Source organism: Mesorhizobium sp. L-2-11, from assembly GCF_016756595.1.
Taxonomy (GTDB): domain Bacteria; phylum Pseudomonadota; class Alphaproteobacteria; order Rhizobiales; family Rhizobiaceae; genus Mesorhizobium.
In genome coordinates, this window is record NZ_AP023257.1 from 250,092 (window position 1) to 270,337 (window position 20,246).

The following is a 20,246-nucleotide window of genomic DNA, read 5'->3' on the forward strand; positions in this document are numbered from 1 at the left end:
TTTGCGCTCGTCAAGCCGGCGGCCATCCGACGCGGATCCATCCCCAGGCAGACGCTGCCACAGCACTCAATCGACAGTGATCTCGATGACATACGGCAGTCCGGTCGCCCGCGCGCGCTTGAGTGCGTCTGCCAGATGACCGATGCCGGCGAGCCGCTCGGCGGCGATGCCATAGGCCTCGGCCAGCTTGCAGAAATCAGGCGGCGCCGGCGAGACGCCGACCGGCTCGACGCCGACATCGAGCATCGAGGTTTCGATTTCGCGATAGCCGAGATTGTTCCAGACGACGAAGATCACCGGTGCCGCAGCGTCGAGCGCGGCGCCAAGCTCCGGCAGCGTGAACTGGAAACCACCGTCGCCGGTGAGACAAACGACCGGCGCATCAGGCACGGCAAGCGCCGCGCCGATCGCCGCCGGCGCACCATAGCCCAGCGCGCCGAAGCCGGTTGCGGCGTTGAACCAGCCGCCCGGACGGTCGTGATCGTAATAGAGGTTGGCGGCGTAGACCGGCTGGGTCGAATCGCCGACGATGATCGAGCCCGGCAATGCATCACGGATCATCTCGACGGCGCGGGTTTGCGCCTGGAGGGCCGGGGCCATTTCGGCAAAGGCCGCTTGCCTTGTCGCAGCGGCGCGAGCCGGACCGTCGCCCGATGGCGGCTGGTCCGTACCAATCTCGACAAGCAGCGCCTCGAGTGCTGCGCCGCAATCGGCATGGATCGAAATCCGGGCGGGCCGGCGGGCAAGCTGGTCGGCGCCAATGTCGATGCGGATCAGATTGGACGGCAGGACAAAGCCGCCGTCACTGTATCCGTCGTAGTCGGTCGGACCGAATTCGGTGCCGGCGGCAATGACCAGATCGGCGTCGGCCATCAATGCACGCACCGCCTTGAGACTGGGGCTGGCCGGCACGCCGAGCGGATGGCGATGCAGCAGGCCGCGGGCATTGGCCGTCTGGACAACCGGCGCTCCCAGCCTTTCGGCAAGGCGCTGCAACGGCGCTTCGGCTCTCTTGGCGCCGCCGCCGGCAAGGATCAGAGGGCGGCCGGCAGCCGCGCAAAGTTTTGCCGTCTCTGCTATCGCCGCCGGATCCGGCGCGGGCGGCGCGACATTCGTCAGCAAAGCAGCGATGCTGTCGGCCGGCTTGACCATGATATCGGTCGGGATCTCGATATGGACCGGACCCGGACGCGACGACGAAAACAGGGCGAAGGCGCGGGCAAGAACGCCCGGCAGTTGGTCGGCGTCGGTGACACGGTGCGAAAACAGCGCGACCTTCTCCATCATACCGCGCTGGTCGGGCAGTTCGTGCAGATGGCCAAGTCCCTTGCCCAGTGTCGGCGTGGCGTTGACGCCCGAGATCACCAGCATCGGAACCGAATCGGCACGGGCCTGGCCCATGGCGGTGATGGTGTTGGTCAGCCCCGGTCCGGTGATGACGAAGGCGACGCCGGGCCTGCCGCCGGCGCGCGCATAGCCGTCGGCCATGAACCCGGCGCCCTGCTCGTGACGCGGGGTGACGTGGCGGATCTTCGAGCGCGCCAAGCCGCGATAGAGTTCGACCGTATGCACCCCCGGAATGCCGAAAACCGTGTCGACATCATGGGCTTCGAGCAAAGTGATGAGCGCTTCGCCGACTGTCGTCATTGTCTGAGCACCGGACGTGTGAGGCAGGTAGGTCCGCCCTCGCAGGCGATGCACAGCGCGTCCGCCTCGAAGGCTGAAACCCTGCAGCCGGCTGCCGCCATGGCCGCCGCCGTCTTCGGGAAGCCGGCAACGGCGATCACCTCGCGCGGCGCGGTCGGCAGCACATTGAGGCTGAGGCCGTTGGAGGCGAAGAACTCCCCGGCGTCGCCTTCGACCAGGCGAATGCCTCGCGCCCGCAGCATCTGGTAGAAGGCAGCCGGCAAAAGCGGTGCATAGACCAGCGCCAGATCGTCGGCGAGCGGACTGATCACCGACATCAGATGCAGGCAGGCGTCCTCGCCATGCCAGAGCGGCAGGTCGTAGCCATAGACCTGGATACCCTTTGGGGTGAGCAGGTTGGCGAGTTGCTGGATGCCGTCCTGGTTGGTGCGCACGCCGCGGCCGACGGCCAGGGTCCGTAAATCCACCCAGACGCAATCGCCGCCCTCGACCTGTCCGGGAGGCTCGATGCGGCCGAGGATAGGCACGCCCATGCGCTTGTAGGCCGCCTCGTGCAGGCCGGGCTCGGCCCGGCGCAACGCCTTGCCCATGGCAAGGATGACGGCGCCGTGGTCGGTCATCAACGAAGGATCATGCGTGAAGACCGAATCGGCGAGCCCGTCATCGGCGTCGGTCAGCCATTCGATCGCGGCGCCGGATGCCAGAACCAGCGTCGTCAGCGCCTCATGCTGGGCGGCGGCCTTTTGCGGATCGAAGCCCGCACCGTAGTGCCATTCCGATGCTTTGGCGCGGGCCATGGCGCTTGCGGCGGACCGCATCAGCACACGCTGCAGGGGCCCGGCCATGGACTGCGACCCGTATGCTTTACCCACCAAGTGCTCCCTTTACATCCCATCCAGCCAATAGCCACTCGGCGAGCCGCGATCAATGGTCCAAAAAGCATGGTTGACGGAGACAAGCGGAACGGTCCATCTTGAGAATGAAAAATCTGTCCAGTGATGGTAATGGGTAAAAAATTCCAGCAGCGACGGCTCCAGCCACTTCGTGAGGCACCGCAAAGGTGATCGCGCAAGGCACGGCCCCCGCCCTGAACTACACGGCGCAGAACGACGCCGCCGAAGCCATCCATGTCGAGAACCTGCATAAAAGATTCGGCGAACTGCATGTGCTGAAAGGCGTTTCGCTGTCGGCGCGTGACGGCGAGGTCATCGCCATCATCGGCGGCAGCGGCTCGGGCAAGTCGACGCTGCTGCGCTGCATCAATTGCCTGGAGAACCCGACCAGCGGGATCGTTCGCGTCAATGGCGAGGAGATCCGGATGAAGGCCGACAGTCACGGCCACACCGTTCCCGCCGACCGCAAGCAGATCGAGCGCATCCGCTCCAGGCTCGGCATGGTCTTTCAGAATTTCAATTTGTGGAGCCACATGACGCTGATCGAGAACGTCATCGAGGTTCCGGTGCATGTTCTGGGCGTCAGGCGCGACGTGGCCATCGCCGAGGCGGAAAAGCTGCTCGCCCGCGTCGGCCTGGCCGAAAAGCGCGACGTCTATCCAGCCTATCTGTCGGGCGGCCAGCAGCAGCGTGCGGCCATCGCCCGGGCGCTGGCCATCAATCCGCGGGTCATGCTGTTCGACGAGCCGACCTCAGCGCTCGACCCGGAACTGATCGGCGAGGTGCTGAAGGTGATCGGCGATCTGGCGCGCGAGGGCCGCACCATGGTGCTGGTCACCCACGAGATGAAGTTCGCCCGCGAGGTCGCGACGCATGTCGTCTACCTCTACAACGGACAGGTCGAGGAGGAAGGGCCGCCGGAGCAGATCTTCGGCGCGCCGAAATCCGAAAGGCTGAAGCAGTTTCTGCGCAATGTTGGATGACTTGCGAGAAAGCAGACGGGAACGTCAAAACCAAGAAAACGGGAGAACTGAATAAATGAAACCTTTTCTCAAAACAGCGCTCGCGGCCACGCTGATCGCGTTGTCGGGCGCATTTTCGGCAAGCGCCGAACAGATTAAGGTGGGTTTTTCGCCTGAAGCCTATCCCCCGTTTTACTCGCAGGATGCTTCCGGCAACTGGGGTGGCTGGGAAGTGGACATCGTCAACGCCATCTGCAGCGAAGCCAAGCTGGATTGCGTATTGACGCCAATCCCGTGGGACGGCCTTATCCCGTCGCTTAAAACCAAGAAGATCGACGCGATCATGAATTCGATGTCCATTACCGACGAACGCAAGAAGGAAATCGATTTTTCGGAGAAATACTACAATACGCCGACTGCGGTGATCGGCGCCAAGGATCAGAAATTCGATGCGACGCCAGAGGGGCTGAACGCCAAGATAGTCGGCGTTCAGGCGTCCACGGTGCACGCTGCTTACGCCAAGAAGCACTTCACCGATGCTGCCGAGATCAAAGAATACCAGACGCAGGACGAGGCAAATCAGGATCTCGCCGCCGGCCGGATCGATGCCACTCAGGCCGATTCGATCGCGCTCGACGCATTTTTGAAGTCGGATCAAGGCAAAGCGTGCTGCGACCTCAAAGGTTATGTCGCACCGGACCTTGAAGTGCTCGGGCCTGGCGTCGGCGCCGGCGTACGCCAAGGCGACACCGAGCTCAAGGACAAGCTCAATGCCGCAATCAAGGCCATCCGCGCCAATGGCAAGTATGCCGAAATCACCAAGAAGTACTTCGACTTCGACATCTACGGCGAAGAGTCTCAGTCCAACTGACGGCAGCGGCATCAAGCCGGGCATGCCTAGCCGCCATCGTCGCGATGGCACGTCCGGCTTGATACATCATCGGCGCCTCAACCCGGAAGTCCAGGGGACATAAGCTGAGCGACGTTCTCGCCACCATCTTCGGAGCCAGTTCGCTGGAATTGCTCTCCTTCCAGCCGCCGAACGGCAGGGGTCTCAGCCTTCTACAAGGGTTGGCAAACTCCGTCGGAATTGCTTTCGGCTCCTTTGGAATCGGCCTCGTGATCGGCGTCGGCGGCGCTTATGGCAAGCTCTATGGCGGGCCAGTGGTCCGTGACCTGTTGGAAGTCTATACCACTGTGGTCCGAGCCGTGCCCGAACTGGTGCTGATCCTGCTGCTTTATTTCGCTGGTACCGACCTCATCAACCAGTTGCTCACCGCGCTCGGCCATGCCGCAATTGATATCAACGGTGTTGTCGCCGGGATAGGCGTGCTCGGGGTCGTGCAGGGCGCCTACTCTACCGAAGTCTTGCGCGGCGCGATTCTCGGCATTCCGCAAGGCCAGATCGAAGCCGCGCGGGCGTTTGGAATGCCCCCCGGCCTGCTTCTGAGGCGTATCACGCTACCTGCGATGCTGCCCTTCGCCATCCCAGGGCTAGCAAATCTGTGGCTGATCGCCACCAAGGACACCGCGCTTCTCGCGATAGTCGGCGTCAATGAACTGACGCAAACCACACGGACGGCAGCCGGCGCGACGAAGGCTTATTTCACCTTCTTCATGGCGGCGGGCGCGCTCTATCTCGTTCTCACCCTCGTCTCCAACGTCGTCATCGGGCGTGTTGAGCGCTGGGCGCGACGCGGCATGCCTTCGATCGTGGGAACTCACTGATGGCGGCTGCCCAAACCCCGGTCATTAACGCCGCCGCCCGAGCTTCGCTCTGGATGCGCCCACATCGGATAGCGCTGATCCTGATCGCGCTGGTTGTCATATTGGCGTCGATTTTCCTCATGCGCTGGGATTGGCTGCCCACCTACCTGCCGCTGGCTTTGCAGGGCATATGGCGGACCATATGGCTGCTGGTGGTGACGTCGGCTCTGGGCATCACCCTCGCTATCCCCCTCGGCCTCGCGCAGGTGATCGGCCCGCCGATTCTGAGTGTTCCGGCCAAGGTGTTCTGCACGGTTATTCGTGGTACGCCGCTGCTGCTCCAACTCTGGCTGCTCTACTTCGGGCTCGGTTCGCTGTTCCCACAATTTCCGTGGATCCGCGAGTCGTTCCTCTGGCCCATTCTTAGGCAGGCATGGCCTTACGCGGTTCTTTCGCTGACGATTTCCTATGCTGGCTACGAAGGCGAAATAATGCGTGGCGCCTTCGCAGCCGTACCAAAAGGTCAACTCGAGGCGGCCCGAGCTTTCGGCATGAGCCGTTGGAAAATGTTCAGGCGAGTATGGCTTCCGCAGGCGATCCACCGGGCGCTGCCGACGCTGGCCGGCGAAACCGTTCTACAGCTGAAGGCAACACCACTGGTGGCAACCATAACCATGGTCGACATCTATGCCGTAGCCTCGAGGGTGCGCCAGGATCTGTTCGTCACCTACGAACCCTTGCTGCTTCTGGCGTTGGTCTATATGGCCATCACGGGTATCCTGGTCTTCGGCTTCCGCCGGCTCGAGGCGCGGATTCCGAACCGGCTCGGCTGACATCGAGACAGTTTCACGAATTCAGGACTTACGAAATGCAACTTAGTCTCGACCAGGCGACAGGGCTGTGCCGGATGGCGGCGCTCGGCGCCGGCGCCAATGAGGAAGCGGCGCAGTCGCTTGCAGCCTCCATCGTAGCGGCCGAGGCGGAAGGTCTGTCGACGGTCGGACTGTCGCATTTCATCGACTATCTCGAAGCGCTGGAGGCCGGCCGCATCGACGGCAAGGCCGAGCCGGTCATCACCAGGCCGGCTTTGGCGATCTATCTCTCCGACGCACGCGGCGGTCTGGCGCATACCGGCTTCGATCGCACCATCGACGATCTTGCCAAGGCTGCGCGCCTGTTCGGCGTCGCCATCTTTTCGCAGAAAAACGCCTATACATGCGGCGCGCTCGGCTATTTCACCGGACGGCTGGCCGCGCAGGGGCTGGTGTCCTTCGCCGCGACCAATGGACCGGCCGTGCTTGCCGGCTCCGGCTCGGTCAAGCCGGTCTATTGCACCAACCCGATGTCCTTCGCCGCGCCCGCCGCCGACGGAGCGCCGCTGGTGATCGACCAGTCGTCGAGCGCCACCGCCTTTGTGAACATCCGCAAGGCGGCCGAGGACGGCAAGAGAATTCCAGAAGGCTGGGCACTGGACGCGAGCGGCAACCCGACCACCGATCCTGCCGCCGCCATGAAAGGCGCGATGCTAGCCTTCGGCGGCCAGCGCGGCGCCAACATCGCACTTATGGTCGAAGTGCTGGCGGCGGGCCTGTCGGGCGCCAACTGGTCGCTCGATGCGCCATGGTTCACCGACGGCCCGGACAGTCCCGGAACCGGCCTCTTCGTGCTGGCCGTCGAGCCCAAGCTGCTCGATCCGAATTTCGAGAAGCGGATGAAGGATCAACTCGACCGGTTGCGCCGCCGCTACGGCGTGCATGTGCCCGGCCGTGCCCGGGCCGAAGCGGCGGAGAAGGCAGCGGCACGGGGCATAAGTGCTCCGAAAGCCGTGGTGCAGCGGATCTCCGAATTCGCCGCTCGGTATTCTTCCTGAAGACGTCCACACCTGTCGGATACTGATCGCGCGACAGCGGGCGTACTTGCCGTTACGCACTCGTCGAACGAAACAGACAGAAGACGTCCACACCTGTCGGATAGCTGATCGCGCGACTATGGGCGTACTTGCCGTTACGCCCAGGCGGCCTCGTCGAACCAGGTTCCGGAAACAGAGGTCACCCAGATAACCCTCGCGTCGGCTGGTTTTCCGGGCTCTCCCGCATCTGACCAGTAACATGCATTTCCCGGTCAACTTTTGTTCCGATAGTGTTCTGAAGGTTCTGCAAAAAGCTCTGGAGAGAGAACAGCCCTTACTCTGAGGCGAGGGGCGGCCATGGCACGCTGGTGACGTTGCGATCACCGATTCCCGTGGAAGGGTAAGTGCCATGACCAAGCGAGAGGTTAGACTGAGCAGAGGCGAGTTGAAAGCGTTGCTGTTGTCGGATGAGGACGGCTTCCGCAGAGTTTTGCAGACTGTGGTGCAGGAGGCTTTGGAAGCCGAGATGACGGAGGCGATCGGGGCCGAGAAAGGCGAGCGGACGACGGAGCGGGTTGGTTACCGGTCCGGCTATTACGAACGCAAGCTTGTGACGCGGGTTGGCGTGCTGGAACTTCGGGTTCCGCAAGATCGGGCCGGCCGGTTCTCGACGGAGTTGTTTGAGCGTTACCAGCGCTCGGAGAAGGCACTGGTATCGGCGCTGGTCGAGATGTACGTGCAAGGCGTGTCGACGCGCAAGGTGAAGGCGATCACCGAGGATCTGTGCGGCCATTCCTTCTCGGCCTCGACGGTAAGCCAGGCGACGGCGCGGCTGGATGAGGCGCTGAAGGCGTTCTTTGAGCAGCGGCTTGCCGAACCTTACCCGTACCTCATTCTGGACGCGCGCTACGAGCGGGCGCGCGAGGCCGGCGTGATCGCCAGCCAGGCCGTCTTGGTGGCGATCGGCGTCGACTGGGAAGGCCGGCGCCAGGTGCTCGGTGTCGAGCTGGCCAACCGTGAAAGCCATTCGAGCTGGCGCGCGTTCGTGGCAGGGCTCAAGCAGCGCGGGCTCGCCGGCGTCGAGTTTGTCGTCTCCGACGACCATCCGGGGCTCAGGGCAGCGATCCGCGAAGTCCTGCCCGAGGCAGTCTGGCAGCGCTGTTACGTGCACTTCCTCAGAAACGCGCTCGATTATGTGCCGCGCAAGGTCGATGACGACTGCCTGATGGAGCTCAGATGGTTCTATGACCGGCGCGACCTCGCCGAGGTCAAGCGCGACCTGGCGCAGTGGATCGCCAAATGGCAGGCCAAATACCCGAAGCTGGTGGATTGGGTGGAGAACAACATCGAGGAGACGCTGAGCTTCTATCGGCTGCCGCTGCCGCATCACAAGCACATGAAGTCGACGAACATGCTGGAGCGGCTGAACCAGGAGATCAAGCGGCGCACCCTGGTCGTTCGCATCTTCCCCAACCCGCAGAGCTGTTTGCGGCTGGTTCGGGCATTGGCGGTGGAGATCCACGAGAACTGGCTCGAGGCGACCCGCTACCTCAACATGGATCATCTGCGCGAGCACAAGAAGGAGAACCTGAGGGCACTGGCCGCCTGACGCGGCCGCCATGTCCGCCGCTCCGCTAAACACGGGGGCTGCGCGGCGGACACGCCAACGTCACCGCTGAATGCCACGCCATTTTTGCAGAACTTGACGCACACAACTTTTGTTCATTTGACTTTGACTGGGGTGGCGGCTGTTTGCGCGAAGCAGCAAAAGAGGAGCCCAGATGTCCGCAAGCACCGACAATTCCAGCAGAAGCCTTTTCGTCCCCGCCCTTGGCAGCCTCTATGCGGCGCTGCACACCACCTCTGAAACTATCCTGCGTGCCGTGGCCGGCATCTTCCTCACCATCCATGGCTCTGGCAAGATCATCGACCCGCTCGGCGCCGCCGCGATGGTCGAAGGTCTCGGCTTCTATCCTGGCGCGTTCTGGTCGGTGCTGCGTAAGCGCGTAGGCGTCCCCACGTAGCGTGCAGGCGGTTGATCGCTCATTTTCAGCATGAATCATGCGGAGAATCCTATGAGCGACAGTATGAGCCATCATCGAACATTCGAGATTTTGACGGCGGAGCCTGTGCCGTCCCGACGCAAGCCGCGCTCGGCGGTTGCGCGTTCCGAGGGGCTGGACCCCTCGCAGCTCTATGCGTGGCGCCGCAAGGCGCTTTCGTCGGGCATGGTTGCGCCACTGACGGAGGGAGCGAGCAAGCCGGCGAAGTTCACGCGCTTTGAAGCGGTGGGCAGCGACACGGTGGAAATCGTCATTGGCGACGCAGTGGTGCGCGCCGGCGGCGATGTCGATCCCGATCGCCTGGCGAGGATCATCCGCGCGGTTCGTAAGGCATGATCGCTTCCGGTGTGGTGGTTTACGTGTCGTGCCAGCCGGTCGACTTCCGCAAGGGCGCGGCATCTTTGATGGCGCTGGTCAGGGATGGCGGCCTGGACCCATTCTCGGGGGCACTTCACGTATTCCGTTCGAAGCGTGCGGACCGGGTTCGCATCGTGTGGTGGGACGGCAGCGGGGTTTGTCTTTATTCGAAGACTCTGGAAGATCACAGCTTCTGCTGGCCGGGGATATCGGCCGCGCGCATGCGTCTCGACCACGCCCAGTTGATGGCGCTTCTGGCCGGACTGGACTGGAAAAAGATTCGTCCGGCCAGGGTCAGGCGGCCGTTATCGACGGGCTGAAACCGGCCTGCGGCAAGATGAATCATGCGGCTGGAACGGTTGGGAAAGCGGCTGTTTTTGTGCTCTGTTGCTTGCCATGGTTCTACCGGGTCTTGCCCTTCCCGACGACGTTGATGCGCTGAAGGCGATGATCCTTTCCATGGCTCGCGAGCAGGCTGCAAGCGAGGCCCGGATCGCAGTCGCCGACGCTCGGATCGCAGCATCTGAGGCGGAGGTCGCCCGGCTGAAAGCTGTCGAGAAAAGCGCCAGCGAGCGGATCGCCAATCTCACGTCAATCCTGAAAGTTTTACAGCGCACGCAACATGGCACGCGTTCCGAGCGGCTACGCCTGGCCATCGACGACGAGCAGGCCTCCTTTGCCTTCGAAGAGGTCGAGACCGGCCTTTCGGAAATCCGGAGCGAACTCGACCGCGCGGTCGGGAACAAGCCGAAGCGCGCCCCGCGTCCGCGCAAGGGCTTTGCTGCCCACCTCGAACGCATCGAGGAGGTCGTCGAGCCGGAAATCCCGGCCGACTGCGAGGGGCTTGAAAAGGTTCTGATCGGCGAGGATCGATCCGAGCGGCTGGACGTCGTGCCGCCGAAGTTCCAGGTCATCGTCACGCGCCGTCCCAAATACGCCTTCCGGGGCCGTGACGGCGTGGTCCAGGCTCTGGCGCCGGCGCACATCATCGAAAGCGGGCTGCCGACGGAGCGGCTGCTCGCCTATATCGCCGTCTCCAAATACGCCGACGGCCTCCCGCTTTATCGGCAGGAGGCGATCTATCTGCGCGACGGCGTCGAGATCAGCCGGTCGTTGATGGCGCAGTGGATGGGGCATCTGGGCTTCGAGCTGCAGATGCTTGCTGATTACATACTGGAGCGCATCAAGGAGGGCGAAAGGGTCTTCGCCGACGAGACGACCTTGCCCACCCTTGCCCCTGGTTCCGGGAAAACCACGAAAGCCTGGTTGTGGGCCTACGCACGGGATGACCGACCCTATGGCGGAACCAGTCCGCCAATGGTTGCCTATCGTTTTGAAGACAGCAGAGGTGCGGATTGCGTGGCGCGCCACCTCGCCGGATTCAGCGGTATCCTGCAAGTGGATGGCTACTCGGCCTATACCAACCTGGTCAAGGCACGGGCCAAAGCCGGCAGCAATGAAACAATCCGGCTCGCCGGGTGCTGGGCTCACCTGCGGCGCAAATTCTACGACCTGCACATCAGCGGGGTCTCGCAGGCCGCGACGGATTCGATCATCGCCATGACCGAATTGTGGAAGGTCGAGGACGAGGTCCGCGGCAAGGATGCCGGAAGCCGCGCCGCGCTACGTCAGGAAAAGTCCGTGGCCATTGTCGCGAGCCTCTTCGATCTATGGGAAGCGGAACTGGGCAAGGTCTCCGGAAAATCCAAGACCGCCGAGGCGATCCGCTACGCGCTCACCCGGCGGGAGGCGCTGGAACGCTTTCTGATGGACGGTCGCATCGAAATCGACTCCAATATCGTCGAGCGTGCAATCAGGCCCCAGACGATCACGCGAAAGAATAGTCTATTCGCCGGCAGCCACGGCGGTGGACGAACCTGGGCGACGGTAGCCACCTTGCTGCAAACCTGCAAAATGAACAGCGTCGATCCGCTCGACTGGCTCTCGCAGACCTTGACCCGCATCGCTCAAGGCTGGCCGGCATCCGAAATCGAAATGCTCATGCCTTGGAACTTTAGGCCTGACGTTATCGGCTGACCGCTTACGGTGCTGCTGGCCTGCACCGAGTTCTTCGGCGGCATCTTCATCGCCATCGGTCTCTTGACCCGCCCGGCCGCCTTCGCCGGAATGTTCGTGCTTCTGGTCACCGTGTGGTTCCACTGGGTCACCATGGGCGAGGGGTTTTCGGGCGCTGAAAAATCGCTGCTATGGGCGGCGATCCTGTTCTTCTTCGTCATTCGCGGCGGCAACCGCCAATCGGTCGACGCGCGGATCGGCAAGGCGTTCTGAACCAGCCGACAGCGCGGCAAACGGCGACAAAGGATCGCCCTTTGCCTTCGGCGCGAAACCGATTATGAACGGCTTCAGCCAAGCCCAGTAAATCTGGAAAGCGCGCCGGAGCCAGCAATGACCGAAATCCTGCAGACCCCAAAGCTCGTCGTCGTGTTCGGCGGCTCCGGCTTTGTCGGCCGCCATGTGGTGCGGGCGCTGGCCAGGCGCGGCTACCGCATCAGGGTCGCCTGCCGCCGGCCCGATCTCGCCGGCCATCTGCAGCCGCTCGGCAATGTCGGCCAGATCCAGCCGGTGCAGGCCAATGTTCGCGTGCGCTGGTCGGTGGACCGCGCCGTGCAGGGCGCCGACCATGTCGTCAATTTGGTAGCCATCCTGCATGAGAGCGGTCGGCAGAAGTTCACGCCCGTCCATGAGTTCGGCGCACGCGCGGTCGCCGAAGCGGCGCGCGCCGTCGGCGCCGGGCTCACCCATATCTCGGCGCTGGGCACCGATCTGAACGCGCAATCCGAGTATGCGCGCACCAAGGCGCTCGGTGAAAAAGCGGTCCTGGAAACGATCGAGAATGCGGTCATCTTGCGGCCCTCGATCAATTTCGGCCCCGAGGACAGTTTCTTCAACCGCTTCTCCAGCATGGCACGCTATTCGCCGGTCCTGCCACTGATCGGCGGCGGGCGGACCAAATTCCAGCCGGTCTATGTCGGCGATGTCGCCGAAGCGGTGGCGCGCTCGGTTGACGGAAAGGTCCAAGGCGGCCGGATCTACGAGCTTGGTGGCCCTCAGGTGCTCACCTTCAAGCAATGCATGCAGGAAATGCTTGCGATGATCGACCGCAAGCGGTTCCTGGTGTCGGTGCCGTGGTGGGTGGCGAACATGCAGGCATCGATCCTCGGGCTTTTGCCCAATCCGCTGCTGACCAAGGATCAGGTCCTGCAGTTGCGCGAGGACAACATCGTGTCGGACGCGGCAATCAGGGAAAACCGGACGCTCGCCGGCCTCAATATCCAGCCACAGTCGATCGGCAGCATCCTGCCGAGCTATCTCTGGCGCTACCGGCCCGCCGGCCAGTTCCAGCGCAAGACAGCGGAATAGCCAATCAAGCAGCTTGCTAAAGCGCGCGTCGCGTTTGACCGGCCTCATGCGACGCGCTTTAGCTGGTTGTTTATGCATGTCGTTATCGCAAAACCGCTGAACACCCTCGGGTCAGGGCCCGAGGGCATGCTTTTGCGCGACATGCACTAAAGCCGCCGCGTGACCTGCATCGGCAGGCCGCCCTGCGGTTGCGTCGTCAGTTTCTGCACCGGCCACGGTTTGGTCTCGGCGGTGGTATCGAAGCGGAAGCGCGACAGCATGATCGCCAGAGCGATGATCGCCTCCTGCATGGCAAAGCCGGCGCCGATGCAGACGCGAGGACCGGCGCCGAACGGCAAATACTGAAAACGGTCGATCTTCTCGCGATTTCCCGGATGGAAGCGTTCGGGCATGAAGGCGTCGGGCCGGTCCCACAGCTTGCGATGGCGGTGGACCACCCAGGGCATGACCAGCACCGCAGCACGCCTCGGTATGTAGAGGCCGTTCCAGGTCTCGGGCTCGATCGGCTCGCGGTTGGTCGACGGCGCCGGCGGGTAGAGCCTGAGCCCCTCCTCGAAGGCGGCGCGGGTGAACGGCATGGCGTCGAGCCATTTTGTCGGGTCGGGCTCGCGCGCCAGCACGGCGTCGATCTCGCGCTCGACCTTGTCGCGCTCCCAAGGCGCTTCGGCCAGGCAATAGAGCGTCCAGCCAAGCGCACGCGCCGTGGTTTCATGGCCGGCGCCGATGAAGGTGATGATGTTGTCCTCGACCTCGGCGCGCGTCAGCCCGTCCGGTCCCTCCGCCTTGAGCAAAAGCGTGAGGAAATCCTGTGGCACGTTGTCCGGATCGTGCTTGAGCCGCTCTTCGCGCATCTTGACGGTGTCGGTGACGATCTTGCGGAAGTAGGCCATGGTCTTGCGGCCGCGGATGCGGGTCAGGCGCGGCAGCCAGTCTGGCGCCCGCAACAGATCGAGCGGATCGACGCGGCCCATGGTCTCGAACAGCCGGTCGATCTCCTTGGCGAAACTGCCCGGCTCACCTGATATCTCACCGGAAAACAGTGTCTCGGCCAGGATGTCAAAGGTAAGCAGCGTCATGTCGTGGGCGACGTCCGACGTGCCGCCGCCCTCGTAGCGGGTGACGAACTCCCGCGTACGCCTCAGCATCGGCTCGGCAAAACCGAAGATGTGGCGCGGCGTGAACACCGGCGCCATCGCCTTGCGTGAACGCCGCCAGACCTCACCCTCAGCGGTCAGCAGGCCGTCGCGCAGGATCGGCCGCAGGATCATCTGGCGCACCGTCGCCATCTTGTAGTTTTTGGCATTGTCGACCAGCACATGGCGAATGAGGCCGGGGTCGTTGGCGATGACCAGAGGCCCGCCGATGCCGGTGACCGAAATCCAGGGCTCGTTATAAGTCGGCTCGCCCCACAGTTCGAGCGGATTGCGATAGACGATGCGGATCATCTCCAGCGTCGAAGGCGGCGACGTGCGCGGCTTCGGCGCCGGCGGGACAAAGGGGGCGGGCTGACTGTCCATGGCGTGCTCCGCTGGTCATCCCAATGTAGTGGCTGGCAAGCCAAGCGTCCATGTCGCCGAACGGCAAGGGCGAAGCGCCCGCTCTGCGGAACTGTGACCGAGGCAGCGGAGAGTAGATGATCGTCGAAGCAGGCCGGCCTGCTCTTGTAGCCGCCACTCAGTTCTCAAACCGGGGCCCACATTTGGGTCCGACGTTCTGGCCGGCCGAGCGTGCTCTTCTTCCATTCGGAAATGCTTGCAAACCTTGGAAAAACCGCCTTTTGCGCCTATATCTTGAACATCAAGGACGCGCGATTCGGAGCCGATTTTTTGCGCTGGATGTGCGGCATCAATCAGACAGGTTTTCATGAGCGATCAGATCGACAACGCCAACGGCGCTGAGGCCGAGTACGGCGCCGATTCCATCAAGGTTTTGAAGGGCTTGGATGCCGTCCGCAAGCGGCCCGGCATGTATATCGGCGATACCGACGACGGCTCGGGCCTGCATCACATGGTCTATGAGGTCGTCGACAACGCTATCGACGAGGCGCTGGCCGGACACGCCGACCTCGTCACGGTGACGCTCAATCCCGACGGTTCGGTGACGGTCATCGACAATGGCCGCGGCATTCCGACCGATATCCACACCGGCGAAGGCATTTCGGCGGCCGAAGTGATCATGACGCAGCTGCATGCCGGCGGCAAATTCGACCAGAACTCCTACAAGGTGTCCGGCGGCCTGCACGGCGTCGGCGTCTCGGTGGTCAACGCGCTGTCGGCCTGGCTGAAGCTGAAGATCCGCCGCAACGGCCAGATCTACGAGATGAGCTTCTCGCACGGCAATGCCGACGGACCGCTGAGGGTCACCGGCAGCTATGAGCAGCGCAAGGTTGCCGGCACCTATGAGGGGCGCAGCGGCAGCGAGATCACTTTCTTTCCGTCGACCGAGACCTTCACCATGGTCGAGTTCGACTTCGGCACGCTGGAGCACCGGCTGCGCGAACTCGCCTTCCTGAATTCCGGCGTGCGCATCATTTTGACCGATGCCCGCCATGCCGACGTCGTGCGCCATGAGCTGCACTATGATGGCGGGCTCGAGGAGTTCGTCAGATATCTCGACCGCGTCAAGAAGCCGCTGATCGACAAGCCGATTGCCATCAAGGCCGAGCGCGACGGTATCACCGTCGAAGTCGCCATGTGGTGGAACGACAGCTACCACGAGAATGTGCTGGCCTTCACCAACAACATTCCGCAGCGCGACGGCGGCACGCATCTTGCCGGCTTCCGCGGCGCGCTGACGCGCCAGATCACCGGCTATGGCGAATCCACCGGCCTGACCAAAAAGGAGAAGGTGGCGCTGATCGGCGACGATTGCCGCGAAGGGCTGACGGCGGTGCTTTCGGTCAAGGTTCCCGACCCGAAATTCTCCTCGCAGACCAAGGACAAACTGGTCTCGTCCGAAGTCCGCCCGGTTGTGGAAGGGCTCGTCAACGAGGCGCTCGGCACCTGGCTCGAAGAGCACCCGACCGAGGGCAAGGTGGTCATCGACAAGGTCATCCAGGCGGCAGCGGCGCGCGAAGCCGCGCGCAAGGCGCGCGACATCACCCGCAAGAGCTCGCTCGGCGTCACTTCGCTGCCCGGCAAGCTGGCCGACTGCCAGGAGCGCGACCCGGCGAAGTCCGAAATCTTCATCGTCGAGGGCGACAGCGCCGGCGGATCGGCCAAGGGCGGCCGTTCGCGCCAGAACCAGGCCATTCTTCCGCTGCGCGGCAAGATCCTGAATGTCGAGCGGGCCCGGTTCGACCGTATGCTCGGCTCCGACATGATCGGCACGCTGATCACCGCGCTCGGCACCTCGATCGGCAAGGACGAGTTCAACGCAGATAAATTGCGCTACCACAAGATTATCCTGATGACCGACGCCGACGTCGACGGCGCCCACATCCGCACCTTGCTGCTGACCTTCTTCTTCCGGCAGATGCCGGAGCTGATCGAACGCGGCCATCTCTACATCGCCCAGCCGCCGCTCTACAAAGTGACGCGCGGCAAGAGCTCGCAATACATCAAGGACGAAAGCGCCTTCGAGGAATTCCTGATCGGCTCAGGGCTGGAAGAGGCGTCGCTTGCGCTCAGCACCGGCGAGGTGCGGGCCGGACAGGACCTGCGCAGCGCCATCGACGATGCGCTGGCGGTGCGCCAGCTCATCAACGGGCTGCACACCCGCTATAACAGAGGCGTGGTCGAGCAGGCGGCGATCGCCGGCGCGCTCAATCCGGACGTCTTCGCCGATCTCGGCCGGGCCAACGCCATGGCCGAGCGTGTCGCCCGGCGCCTCGACATCATCGCCGAGGACACCGAACGCGGCTGGACCGGCCGCATGTCGACCTCAAACGAAGGGGTCGGCGGCTATGTGTTCGAGCGCACGGTGCGCAGCGTCAAGGAGTTCGCGCATCTCGATCTCGCGCTGATCAATTCGGCCGACGCCCGCCAACTCGACCGCTATGCGCCGCGTCTCGCAGAAGTCTATGGCGAGCCGCCGGTGCTGCGCCGCAGGGATGTATCCGAAACCATCTCGGGACCACTGGCGCTGCTCAATGCCGTGTTTGCCACCGGCCGCAAGGGCCTGACCATGCAGCGCTACAAGGGCCTCGGCGAGATGAATGCCGAGCAACTCTGGGAGACCACGCTCGACCCGAATGTGCGCTCGCTGCTGCAGGTCAAGGTCACTGACGCCACCGATGCGGACAGTCTGTTCTCGCGGCTGATGGGCGACGAGGTCGAGCCCAGGCGCGAGTTCATCCAGGACAATGCGCTGTCGGTGGCCAATCTGGACATCTAGAGCCCAAGCAGCTGCTCAGCTTCGGACACTTAAGATATTGGTAGGCCCAGGCCCACCAACGATCCCTGCTGCGTCGCAACAAAAGGATCATAAGGGCCGGTCGGAACGGAAGAGCATCCAAGGCATTGTAACCGATCACAATCGCCGCAGGAGGCACTCATGGGACGTGGCATTTTGCTCTGGCTTCTCGGAGTCCCGATTCCGATCATTATTCTCATCATGCTTTTCGCACGTTAGGGGGCTGACATGAAGTCAACCCTAACGGCTGTCGACGTTTCCGCACCCACGGAATCCTCCTCTACCGCTGTCAGCTGGGGGCCAATCGTGGCCGGCGCCTTTGCTGCCTCGACGCTAACATTGATCCTGATGCTGCTCGGCTCCGGGCTCGGGCTGACGATGGTTTCGCCGTGGTCTGGCTTGAGCACCTCAGTCACAACTTTCGCGGCCTCCACGGCTGCGTGGCTGATCATCGTGCAGTGGCTGTCGTCGGGCGTCGGCGGTTATCTTGCCGGGCGCCTACGCACCAAATGGGTCGGCGTCCACACCGATGAGGTCTTTTTCCGCGATACCGCACACGGCTTCCTCGCCTGGGCGCTTGCAACGTTGCTCGTCGCCGGTGTGCTCGGCTCGGCGCTTTCGGCAGCTGTCGGAACCGGCGTCCAGGCCGCTTCGACAATCGCGTCGGGCGCGGCAATGGGCGCTTCGGCAGGTGCTACTGCAAACGCCGGAGGCGCCGCGACCGACAACGCAACGTCGTACTTCGTCGATGCATTGTTCCGCCCGGCCGATGCGGCCAGGGTTGCTGCCGCCAGCCCGGAGAACGATGCGGCGGCGACGGCGCAGGCCTCGCGCATTTTGATCGCGAGCGCAGCAGCAGGCGAAGTCTCAGGCGACGACAGGACCTACCTGTCGCAGTTGGTAGCCGCCCGCACCGGACTGTCAGAACCCGATGCCAGGGCCCGTGTCGATGCCGTGCTTGCCAGGGTCGAAGAGGCGAAGGTCCAGGCCCAGCAGGCCGCCGATACCGCCAGGAAAGCCGGTGCCACCTTCGCGCTGCTTGGCGCGCTGTCGCTGGTGGTCGGCGCTTTCATTGCAAGCGCCGCGGCAGCGCTTGGCGGCAGGCAGCGCGACGACGAGGAGGAGGTCTTCCTAACCAACCGTTGAATCGGTGCTTGAGGGGTTCTATCGATGCCGCCCCGGCATCGACCGGTTGTTTCGACGCCGTAATCGCCATGGACTGCACGCCGGTTCGCCGAACGAGCAGGCCCTATCTTCTGGCAGGAGTCGTCGGCGCCGCCTGGCTTGGCTCCAGTTTGCGGCCGAGATCGACGGCGTCACGCAGCACGCCGATATGCGAGCGCGGCGTGCCGGCGGTTGCCGCGACCTCGACGCCGGTCGCCTTCAGCGACCAGTAGAGCCTGTGGGTGAAGATGCGGCCAAGCGAACCGCGCAGCTCGACCTGAATGTTCTCCACACCTGGGCCGAAATTTTCCGCCACCGGTCCTGAGATCGGGTCCCCGGTCAGCCAGCCATTGCCCCTGTCGAAGATGTTGGTCCAGCGCGTCGCGGCAAACACCGCACCGTGATGCACCGCCCGCTGCGGCTTGCCCGAACGGCCGCGCCCTTCCTGATAGAGGACGGTCCCACCGGCCGCCGTGTCGGCGATCGGCGGACATGCCGAGAACAGCCGCTCAGCAATGCCGCGCCTGAATTCGGCGAGATCGTAGGTCACCAGAAATTCGCTGTGGGTCAGCGGACTGCCGAGCGTGACGAAATCGCTGATCTTCCAAGGCAATGGATGATCGGCGTGGCTGGCGCGGAGGTGGCGGTAGAGCTCCCATTGGGCGCGCCGGAATCCGGAAAAATCATCCAATTTGTCGGGCCACGCAGAACCATCTGACTTGAGCGTAGCCTTGTCGATGGCGCGGATCGCTTTCAGTCTCGCCTTGTCGCGGAGGGCTTCCAGATTTCGGGGCCTGAAATCGGCCCACAATATCTGCAGCAGATCATAGGCGATAATCGATCCCAGGCTGTGCGAGACCAGCACGATGCGGTCGTAGCCATCGTCCATCATGAGGCGCCTCAACAGCGTCAGGCCACGGTCGCGGACAAGCGCGCGCTTCTCGACCGTTGCCGCTTCAGCCCGCACATAGGCGGCCACATCACCGAAATAAGGAAGACCGAAGCGGTCCACCGACCAGACGACGAACGAGGCCAGGATCGTGACGAGCATGCCCGTGGTCCAGGAAATATGCCCTTGCATGGCCGACGTCGCGAGCACGAACGCCGCGCCCAAGACTGCTATGACGGCCAGAAGCGTGACAACATAGAGCCCGCGGGCGTCGCGCGGAATGTCGGCGGGCTTGCGCCAGAGCAGATTTGTCACCCAGGCCGCAAGCCGGCCCCGCGTCGTGCCTTGCGTGATGTCGGCCCAGTAAAGCTCGTAGAAATCAGTGCGGCGGCCATCGACATCGTAAGGGGTGGTGATCCGGCGAAGCTCGTGCGAATTCGTCCGGCTGTCAGGCGTGATCCAGCTCCGGTTGATCTTCTCGCCGCCGGGGTTGGCCGGATCGGCGACCTGGGCATAAAACGGCGCGCGGGCGGGATCGTGACTCCAAACAGCCTGAACAAATCCCCGCAGCGTGTCCATCGGCCGTTGTTCGCCCATGCCATGCACGATGACCACTGCCTGGCTGAGCTTGCGCGACGCCTTTCCGGGGGCCGGCAGGCTGGCCGTCGCGGGCGAGCTGGTCTTGGTCGGCGAAGCGACAGGATGAGGGCCGGACACAGTGCCTCCATTTGTGACAAATCCCGTCCGTCGGAACAGAACTTGCCCATCGTAGTGCTGAATCCACGCAGGCCGAGCACTGGGACATCAGTTTCATCGCGGAATATCCCAGCCCGGCAGCTTTTGCCGAAATGCTGCGCGACCCGTTTATCGCGCCGCCATGAAGCATCGGCAAGCCGCCGTTGCCGACAGCCGCCTGATCCGCTACTCCGTCCTTTCGGGCGGCACGTCGTTCAATCCCGCAGCTCAGGCATAGCGCCTGCT

Annotated in this window: 16 protein-coding genes and 3 pseudogenes; 15 read left to right on the forward strand and 4 right to left on the reverse strand. The window is 63.4% G+C overall.

The window, feature by feature from the left end; genetic code table 11:
• Window positions 1-66: 66 nt before the first annotated feature.
• Entirely contained in the window at window positions 67-1,647 is a 1,581-nt protein-coding gene (locus JG739_RS01130) for a 5-guanidino-2-oxopentanoate decarboxylase (RefSeq protein WP_202364877.1), read from the reverse strand.
• Window positions 1,644-2,492 carry a dimethylarginine dimethylaminohydrolase family protein gene (locus JG739_RS01135; RefSeq protein ID WP_202367291.1) on the reverse strand — a complete coding sequence of 283 codons (849 nt, stop codon included), beginning with the start codon at window positions 2,490-2,492 and terminating at the stop codon, window positions 1,644-1,646. Before JG739_RS01135 ends, JG739_RS01130 begins: the two co-directional genes overlap by 4 nt.
• Before the next feature lie 218 nt (window positions 2,493-2,710).
• On the opposite strand from JG739_RS01135, the gene JG739_RS01140 reads away from it, so the two are divergent.
• The 12 genes and pseudogenes from JG739_RS01140 (at window position 2,711) to JG739_RS01195 (ending at window position 12,859) form a co-directional block, all read left to right on the forward strand.
• Entirely contained in the window at window positions 2,711-3,523 is an 813-nt protein-coding gene (locus tag JG739_RS01140) for an ABC transporter ATP-binding protein (protein ID WP_274609459.1), read from the forward strand.
• Window positions 3,524-3,578: 55 nt separating this feature from the next.
• Window positions 3,579-4,373 (forward strand): transporter substrate-binding domain-containing protein, encoded by a 795-nt coding sequence (locus JG739_RS01145; protein WP_202364878.1) that lies wholly within the window; start codon window positions 3,579-3,581, stop codon window positions 4,371-4,373.
• A gap of 143 nt (window positions 4,374-4,516) precedes the next feature.
• Window positions 4,517-5,230, forward strand: a complete 714-nt coding sequence (locus JG739_RS01150; protein WP_244749913.1) for an ABC transporter permease — start codon at window positions 4,517-4,519, stop codon at window positions 5,228-5,230.
• Window positions 5,230-6,042, forward strand: a complete 813-nt coding sequence (locus JG739_RS01155; protein ID WP_202364879.1) for an ABC transporter permease — start codon at window positions 5,230-5,232, stop codon at window positions 6,040-6,042. Before JG739_RS01150 ends, JG739_RS01155 begins: the two co-directional genes overlap by 1 nt.
• 35 nt (window positions 6,043-6,077) lie before the next feature.
• Window positions 6,078-7,079, forward strand: a complete 1,002-nt coding sequence (locus JG739_RS01160) for an Ldh family oxidoreductase (protein WP_202364880.1) — start codon at window positions 6,078-6,080, stop codon at window positions 7,077-7,079.
• A 388-nt stretch (window positions 7,080-7,467) separates the two neighbouring features.
• Window positions 7,468-8,667 carry an IS256 family transposase gene (locus JG739_RS01165; RefSeq protein WP_202362577.1) on the forward strand — a complete coding sequence of 400 codons (1,200 nt, stop codon included), beginning with the start codon at window positions 7,468-7,470 and terminating at the stop codon, window positions 8,665-8,667.
• Window positions 8,668-8,839: 172 nt separating this feature from the next.
• Window positions 8,840-9,055: pseudogene (locus tag JG739_RS01170) on the forward strand (DoxX family protein); the annotation flags it as partial.
• Window positions 9,056-9,133: 78 nt separating this feature from the next.
• Window positions 9,134-9,457 carry a transposase gene (locus JG739_RS01175; protein WP_199202988.1) on the forward strand — a complete coding sequence of 108 codons (324 nt, stop codon included), beginning with the start codon at window positions 9,134-9,136 and terminating at the stop codon, window positions 9,455-9,457.
• A complete protein-coding gene (gene tnpB / locus JG739_RS01180) occupies window positions 9,454-9,798 on the forward strand; it encodes an IS66 family insertion sequence element accessory protein TnpB (protein ID WP_183445374.1) in 345 nt (114 codons plus the stop codon). The genes JG739_RS01175 and tnpB overlap by 4 nt, the downstream gene beginning before the upstream one ends.
• Before the next feature lie 76 nt (window positions 9,799-9,874).
• The gene (tnpC, locus tag JG739_RS01185; RefSeq protein WP_183445373.1) at window positions 9,875-11,515 is read left to right on the forward strand and encodes an IS66 family transposase; all 1,641 of its coding nucleotides are present in this window, start codon (window positions 9,875-9,877) and stop codon (window positions 11,513-11,515) included.
• Between the two features lie 6 nt (window positions 11,516-11,521).
• Window positions 11,522-11,767, forward strand: a pseudogene (locus tag JG739_RS01190) (DoxX family protein); the annotation flags it as partial.
• A gap of 117 nt (window positions 11,768-11,884) precedes the next feature.
• Window positions 11,885-12,859, forward strand: coding sequence for a complex I NDUFA9 subunit family protein (locus JG739_RS01195; RefSeq protein ID WP_202364881.1), 975 nt, complete (start codon window positions 11,885-11,887; stop codon window positions 12,857-12,859).
• 146 nt (window positions 12,860-13,005) lie between these two features.
• Here the strand turns inward: JG739_RS01195 and JG739_RS01200 are convergent, their stop codons facing one another.
• Window positions 13,006-14,376, reverse strand: coding sequence for a cytochrome P450 (locus JG739_RS01200; RefSeq protein WP_202364882.1), 1,371 nt, complete (start codon window positions 14,374-14,376; stop codon window positions 13,006-13,008).
• Window positions 14,377-14,722: 346 nt separating this feature from the next.
• Between JG739_RS01200 and gyrB the strand changes: the two genes are divergently transcribed.
• On the forward strand, window positions 14,723-17,194 hold the full coding sequence (gyrB, locus tag JG739_RS01205; protein WP_202364883.1) for a DNA topoisomerase (ATP-hydrolyzing) subunit B: 2,472 nt from the start codon (window positions 14,723-14,725) through the stop codon (window positions 17,192-17,194).
• Window positions 17,195-17,440: 246 nt separating this feature from the next.
• A complete protein-coding gene (locus JG739_RS01210; RefSeq protein WP_202364884.1) occupies window positions 17,441-18,358 on the forward strand; it encodes a hypothetical protein in 918 nt (305 codons plus the stop codon).
• A gap of 103 nt (window positions 18,359-18,461) precedes the next feature.
• Here JG739_RS01210 and JG739_RS01215 read toward each other — a convergent pair whose 3' ends face one another.
• On the reverse strand, window positions 18,462-19,982 hold the full coding sequence (locus JG739_RS01215; RefSeq protein ID WP_202364885.1) for a hypothetical protein: 1,521 nt from the start codon (window positions 19,980-19,982) through the stop codon (window positions 18,462-18,464).
• A gap of 68 nt (window positions 19,983-20,050) precedes the next feature.
• Between JG739_RS01215 and JG739_RS35165 the strand changes: the two are divergent.
• Window positions 20,051-20,238: pseudogene (locus tag JG739_RS35165) on the forward strand (DUF1330 domain-containing protein); the annotation flags it as partial.
• Window positions 20,239-20,246: the final 8 nt, after the last annotated feature.